The organism is Candidatus Poribacteria bacterium, from assembly GCA_021295755.1.
GTDB lineage: Bacteria > Poribacteria > WGA-4E > WGA-4E > PCPOR2b > PCPOR2b.
The window spans coordinates 1-5,850 of record JAGWBT010000229.1 but is presented as its reverse complement, the minus strand read 5'-3'; the positions used below and the strand labels follow the sequence as shown (position 1 = coordinate 5,850).

General features: G+C 51.5%; 6 protein-coding genes. 4 read left to right on the top strand and 2 right to left on the bottom strand.

Going from position 1 to position 5,850, the window contains the following annotated elements; all coding sequences use genetic code 11:
* Nucleotides 1-216 precede the first annotated feature (216 nt).
* Nucleotides 217-1,092 carry an aldo/keto reductase gene (locus J4G02_22465; GenBank protein MCE2397275.1) on the bottom strand — a complete coding sequence of 292 codons (876 nt, stop codon included), beginning with the start codon at nucleotides 1,090-1,092 and terminating at the stop codon, nucleotides 217-219.
* 60 nt (nucleotides 1,093-1,152) lie between these two features.
* Complete coding sequence (locus J4G02_22460; protein ID MCE2397274.1) at nucleotides 1,153-2,166, bottom strand: mannonate dehydratase; 1,014 nt, start codon at nucleotides 2,164-2,166, stop codon at nucleotides 1,153-1,155.
* Nucleotides 2,167-2,412: 246 nt separating this feature from the next.
* Here J4G02_22460 and J4G02_22455 point away from each other — a divergent pair, with 246 nt between their 5' ends.
* The 4 genes from J4G02_22455 to J4G02_22440 all read left to right on the top strand — a co-directional run.
* Complete coding sequence (locus J4G02_22455) at nucleotides 2,413-3,597, top strand: mandelate racemase/muconate lactonizing enzyme family protein (protein ID MCE2397273.1); 1,185 nt, start codon at nucleotides 2,413-2,415, stop codon at nucleotides 3,595-3,597.
* 215 nt (nucleotides 3,598-3,812) lie between these two features.
* Entirely contained in the window at nucleotides 3,813-4,631 is an 819-nt protein-coding gene (locus J4G02_22450; protein ID MCE2397272.1) for a sugar phosphate isomerase/epimerase, read from the top strand.
* Nucleotides 4,632-4,672: 41 nt separating this feature from the next.
* Nucleotides 4,673-5,449: an amidohydrolase gene (locus J4G02_22445; GenBank protein ID MCE2397271.1), complete on the top strand. Its 777-nt coding sequence runs from the start codon at nucleotides 4,673-4,675 to the stop codon at nucleotides 5,447-5,449.
* Between the two features lie 161 nt (nucleotides 5,450-5,610).
* Nucleotides 5,611-5,850, top strand: a 240-nt coding sequence (locus J4G02_22440) for an Ldh family oxidoreductase (protein ID MCE2397270.1), incomplete at its 3' end; no start/stop codon positions are given.

Here is a 5,850-nt window from a genome sequence, read left to right as displayed (position 1 = left end):
CTGAGGGCAATGCGGTTCGGTTTGGGGTGTTTCATTAATTCTAAGATCCACTATAGTTTAATCGGTGATTCAGACAACTGGTACATGTCGCCCCGCTGGGGCTTGGGGTATTTTGTTATCTTGTGTGCTATAAACATATCGCCCCGCTGGGGCTAACGGAATGTGCCTACTACTTTTGATATCTGTTCATTGTTAAATTTCACCTTAATCGGCTGCCTATTCAATCGCTTCAATTTGTGCGATGAGCTCCGGCGGAAGATGGTGTCCGTCAGCCACTGAGACCGACGTTTCGAGTTCCTCTATGGATGCCACCCCCGACAGCAGGATAGACACTCGCGAATCGGATAAGAGATAGCGCAAGGCAATATGGGTAATGTCTTCGGGTTGATCTGCCAACAGGGTTTCCACTTGCTCCAGCTTGTTGTAAAGGTCAGCAAAGCGGCTGTTCTGCATCCACAGTTCCCGCTTTGATCCCAAAAGTCCGGCATGGAGCGGTGAGGCGGTGATTACGGCGACATCCCGCTCCGCTGCGGTGGGCACCAAAATTTCCTTGGCTGCTTGGGTAAGTAGGTCGTACTTCAAGAAAGTTATCACCGAAACAAAGACATCCGACTCTTTCAGAACATCTCGCATCAACGCCAGATCCGAACCGGTCAAGCCGATGTACTTGGTCAATCCTTGTTCTTGGATTTCCAAGAGGGTTTCCAATGTTCTACCAGTCCCGAAGATACCGTCCCAGCCCGCCTGCTCTGCTTCGTGGATCTGCAGCAGATCAACCTTGTCTCGTTGTAGGCGCTTTAGGCTTGCCTCAAATCCGCGCCAGACTGTGTCTCGCGTGTAGTCAAATGGCTCTGGGTAGTAGCCTACTTTGGTCGCTAGGTAATACGGCTCGAGCACCTCTTCGCTACGCCCCTGACCGTAGAGGGGGGCTGTATCAAAGTAGTTAATCCCAAGCTCTAATGCTCGCTCGACAATGCGGGCACCGTAGGAAAACGGCTTTAGCCCGAACTCCGGGCGTCCATAAAACCACGAACCTCCCAAGCCAATCTCACTGACCTGCCAATCGGTTTTACCAAATCGTCGGTACCGCATCTCTCCTCCTTAAGAGTTACGTATCGGGGCAGGGATGCCCCTCCCACGTAAGTCCTACTCCTAAAACCCAACCGCCTTCAGTAGTCCCTTCAAATATCCAACTGAGTATACAAACCCCTGTCCACCAATCTCGTTTTCGTAAAGCGTGTGCGGACAGTGACCGGGAAGCAAGGCGCTGTCAAACCCGACCTCTTTGAAGGCTTGCAGTACAGCGAGAAAATCGCAGTCGGCTTCATCCAAGAAGCATTCTTGGAATTTCGGCACTGTTCCTTGAACACCTTGAGCGTGCCCGTAGACGATTTGTCCGCGTGCTCCAAAATGACGGATTGCTGCGAGGATGTCAGTTCCCATCGCTGTCCAGTTGCCAAGACAGAAGTTGAGACCACTCGCCTGACTGTTATTGGCAACCTCCATCGCGCGATGGAATCCATCGAAATCGTGAAATAGCCGTGGGATACCACCCAGTTTCTCTAACGGTGGATCATCGGGATGGAGCGCTAGCCGGACCCCTGCCGCTTCCGCCTCAGGAAGAATTGCATTGATGAAATACTCATAGTTTGCCCACATTTCATTATCGGTGTACTCCCGCCCGCGAAACAGGGGTGAGTGCTTCGCGATTTCCATATCAAAACTGCTGACCTGTGAGCCGCCGCGCCCGGGAGTCGTCAGCGAGGTGCGCCAAGAGTTCCGTGTCACGCCCGGTTGGTTGACCATCCAGTGGTAGCCGTAGACCGGAATATCCGCTTTGCCCATATTGCGGATGGTGATAATCACATTCTCAATCTGCTGATCGCGTCCCGGCAGCCCTAGCATCACTCGGTCATAACAGCACGATGGCAGCGGATTCTCGATTCCAATGACCCTTAATCCAGCATCCTCACAGCGCGTTCGGACCAGTACAAGATCGAGAAAATCCCAATGTGCGCCGGGCTTATCGGCGTTTTCGATGGAGAATCGTTGTGCAGCGTCGGGGTGGGAAGTGGAACTGAGCACCACATCATCGACACCATACTGTTTCAGAAAATGTAGGTAATCGTCCCGTGCATCCAGCCGCGCGTAAGAACAAATCCTCATATCTGTCTCCTATGTTTGTTAGATTCAACTATTATACCCTATCTTCATTCTATTTTTGAATTTAAACTTGCCAGATATGGGGGCTTTCCTACAGATTTTGGGACTTTGACCTTGACCACCTCTCAACTTTCTGCTAAAATGTGCCAAAAGTGTGGGCAGATGGTTAAGAAGATTTCTTTTGACCTTTCGCATTGGGTTATAACGGTTGGATCGCAATCTTTCCTCGTTGGGTAGGAAGAAAAAAGTATGAAGATTAGAGGCATTAAAACTTACAAATTCAATGTGCCTATGGGCAAACCAGTTCGTGACCCACATACCGGTGAACTGTTGGGCAGCCTTTCCAAACCGTGGTTATTCCTGAGGATTGAAACAGATGCCGGTATCGACGGTTGGGGCGAAGGCAGCGGCGAATGGTTGACACCATCGGTTGAAGCGACTCTGCACGAATGGTCAAGTCTTCTGATCGATCAGGATCCGTTGTTGGTCGTGGCACTGACTGAGGACATTACGAATCGCCTGCCGTGGAAGGGTGGGGCCGTATTTGGCACAGCCATCGCGGCGATTAACGCCGCCCTATACGACATCGCGGGCAAAGCGTGGGGCGTGCCTGTACACACCATTCTCGGTGGCAAACGGCGCGACCTGATTCGTGTCTACTGCGGCGGGAATCTGTTCTCTACGCCAGAGGAAGCGACGGACGCAGCACGGGAGGTCAAGGCACAGGGGTACGCCGGGGTCAAGAGTAACCCGCTGGAAAGCCGCACATGGCCCATGGATGAGGAAGCCGTTAACCACTCAACAGCGTGTGTCGCTGCAGCCCGTGAAGCGGTGGGACCGGATTTCGACATCCTGCTAGATACACACGGTAGCCCAACACCAGAGTTGAGTATCGAGTTCGCTCGGCGTGTTGCCCAGTTCAAACCGCTGTTTTTGGAAGAACCTGTCAAAGTAGGTTCACTTGCAGCGTTAATGGAGGTTACGCGGAAAAGCCCGGTGCCGATTGCGACTGGCGAAAAACTATTTACCGTTGGTGATTTTAAGCCGTTAATAGATAACCGGGCGTGTGCTGTCCTGCAGCCGGATGTCACGCACTGCTTCGGAATTACCACACTGGTCGATATCGCCAAATTAGCAGCGGCAGAACAGATGCTGATGGCACCACACAATGCCGGTGGTCCTCTCTGTTATGCTGCGACACTCCACGCCAATGCGGTCATGAACAACTTTCTGATTCAGGAGAGCAGCAGCCGACTCTCACTATTCGATTGTTGTGTCGAACACGATTGGACGATCAAGGATGGACACGTCAACCTCTCAGACGCACCGGGGCTGGGAATTTCGGTGAAAGAATCCGATCTTGATGACTTGCCGTATGAACCGCTGCCTTATCGACAGTATCGACACGCAGATGGCAGTTGGAAGGGGTGGTAAGTAATACGCTATATAGTAAAGTTTAGAATTATTGATACACTTTCAATGCAGAACCAACCCCCTAAATCCCCCTTATCAGGGGGACTTCGGAAACTTCGATCGGGTCAGAGTTCTTGGTAAATGTCTCCTTATTTCTCGTGTTTACTATAAATGCGTTCAGCCAGTGTGCAACAGAACCGTAAACTCTCGGAACGGATAGGAAGGGAATTGCAGCAATGATTAAACTCGGAATGATGGCGCGTGCCACGGATGAGACAGTGTTTCAAAGCCACGTCCAATTCGCACACGAATTGGAGTTGGATGTCATCGACTTCCATCTGTCGGGGTTGCCCAGAGATCCCGATTTTCTGCGTCGGATAAAGATCTTGTGCATGAAGCACGGCTTGCCCATCGGTTATCTGGGATCCGGTAGTTTTGTGGGACCGGAGGAGGAAATGCAGGATGCTATCGCACGGGGCAAGGCAGATATCGACTTGGCAGCCTTCCTATCGGCACAGCTGATCCGTGTGTTTGCAAGGTATAAATGGCCAGACACCGTCGAAGAGCAAGAAGCCTTATGGGGTCCGATGATCGCTCGTTTCCAAGAGCTCTCGGACTATGCAGCAGAGAAGGGTGTCTTCTTGGGGCTGCAGAACCATAACAACGGCAGCTTCGCGATGACGGCGGATCAGGTTTTACGCATCCTTCGAGAAACCGACCGCGAAAACTTTACCTTTATTATGGATACCGGTCAATGGTTGAATGCCATTGGGTCGCACCCACGCGGTGAGTTTGATCCGGACGTAGATCTCTACAAAGACTACTTGGAGGCGACCGCCCCATACGCAACCTACGTCCGCGCCAAGATTTACAAAATCGACAACGGCAGAGAAGAGTGGCTTGATTATGGACGGATTCTACAAATTCTGAAGGCGGTGGGCTTTAACGGTAATATGTCTATTGTATTTGAAGGCGGCGACCGCAATAGATACGATACGGACGAATGCCTCAAACTGGCGGCCAAACACCTGCGCGAATTGCTCGCTGACTACTAACCGTCAACCTGTCAGAAGTGTTCTATTTTAGGGAGAAACAGATGATTATTGATACACATTTGCACGTTTGGAGTGATGATTTCGCGCGTTATCCATTTGCCGACGGGAGCCAAGCGGCTGAAGGTGCGCCCGTCGAGTTGCTGAACGAGACGATGGCTGAGGCAGGGGTGGATAAAGCCGTTATCGTTCAGCCGATCTATTATCGCTATGACAACCGATATACAGCGGAATGCCTTCGGCGCTTTCCGGGGAAATATGCTGCGATCGGGTTGGTAGATCGTCAAGCGCCTGATGCTCCCGACCAACTTGAGCGTTTGGTCCGGGAGGATGGATTCGGGGGGCTGCGGATACATCTAGGGCGGGTTGACGACCCCGCAGAGTGGGCGGCACCCGACCAAGACCCGATATGGCAACGTGCTGAAGACTTGGGCGTCTGTTTCATTGTGTACGGTCCCGCGGCCCATCTGCCCCCTGTCGAGCCTATTATCGCCCGTTTTCCAAATGTTCCTGTTGTGCTGGATCACATCGGTGGTGCACCGACGGACGAAGATCCACCGTATCCGATTCTCAGCAATGTGCTGAACCTAGCGCGATATCCACGGGTCTACGTGAAATTCACGCCTCAATCCCATAAGTCGAAGCTACCATATCCGCACGAGGATACGTTCCCTACGTTTCGCCGTCTATATGATGCCTTCGGACCGGAACGGTTGATGTGGGGCACAAACTTTCCGGGCGTACTCAAAGGCGTTGGGTATCGCATCTGGACTTTCTTACGGATTCGGATAAGGAGTGGCTATTCAGTAAATCAGCGCTGAAGGTGTGGAAGTTTGGAGAGTAGGGTAGGAAAAAAAATGAACTGCTGAACCAATGATTTTTACGTTTCACGCATCACGTTTCACGTTATCAGCAGCCTGCAAATTAGCACCATTGGTTATTATGCACCACATTATTTTACGCGATCTCGCGAGGTATTAGAATGAATTTTGAACCTACTGATCAAGATATTGTCGTTAATGCTGACGAGCTAAGAGCGTTTGCCAGTCAATTGTATCAAAAGGCGGATGTACCGAAAGTGGATGCTGATGCTGTCGCACATTTGCAAGTTGAAACGGATCTGCACGGTATTCATTCCCACGGAACCCGTGCGCTCGCGGGCTATGTCCGGGGCATTCTGGGCGGGAGGATCAATCCCACTCCTAATCTCACGATTACCCGT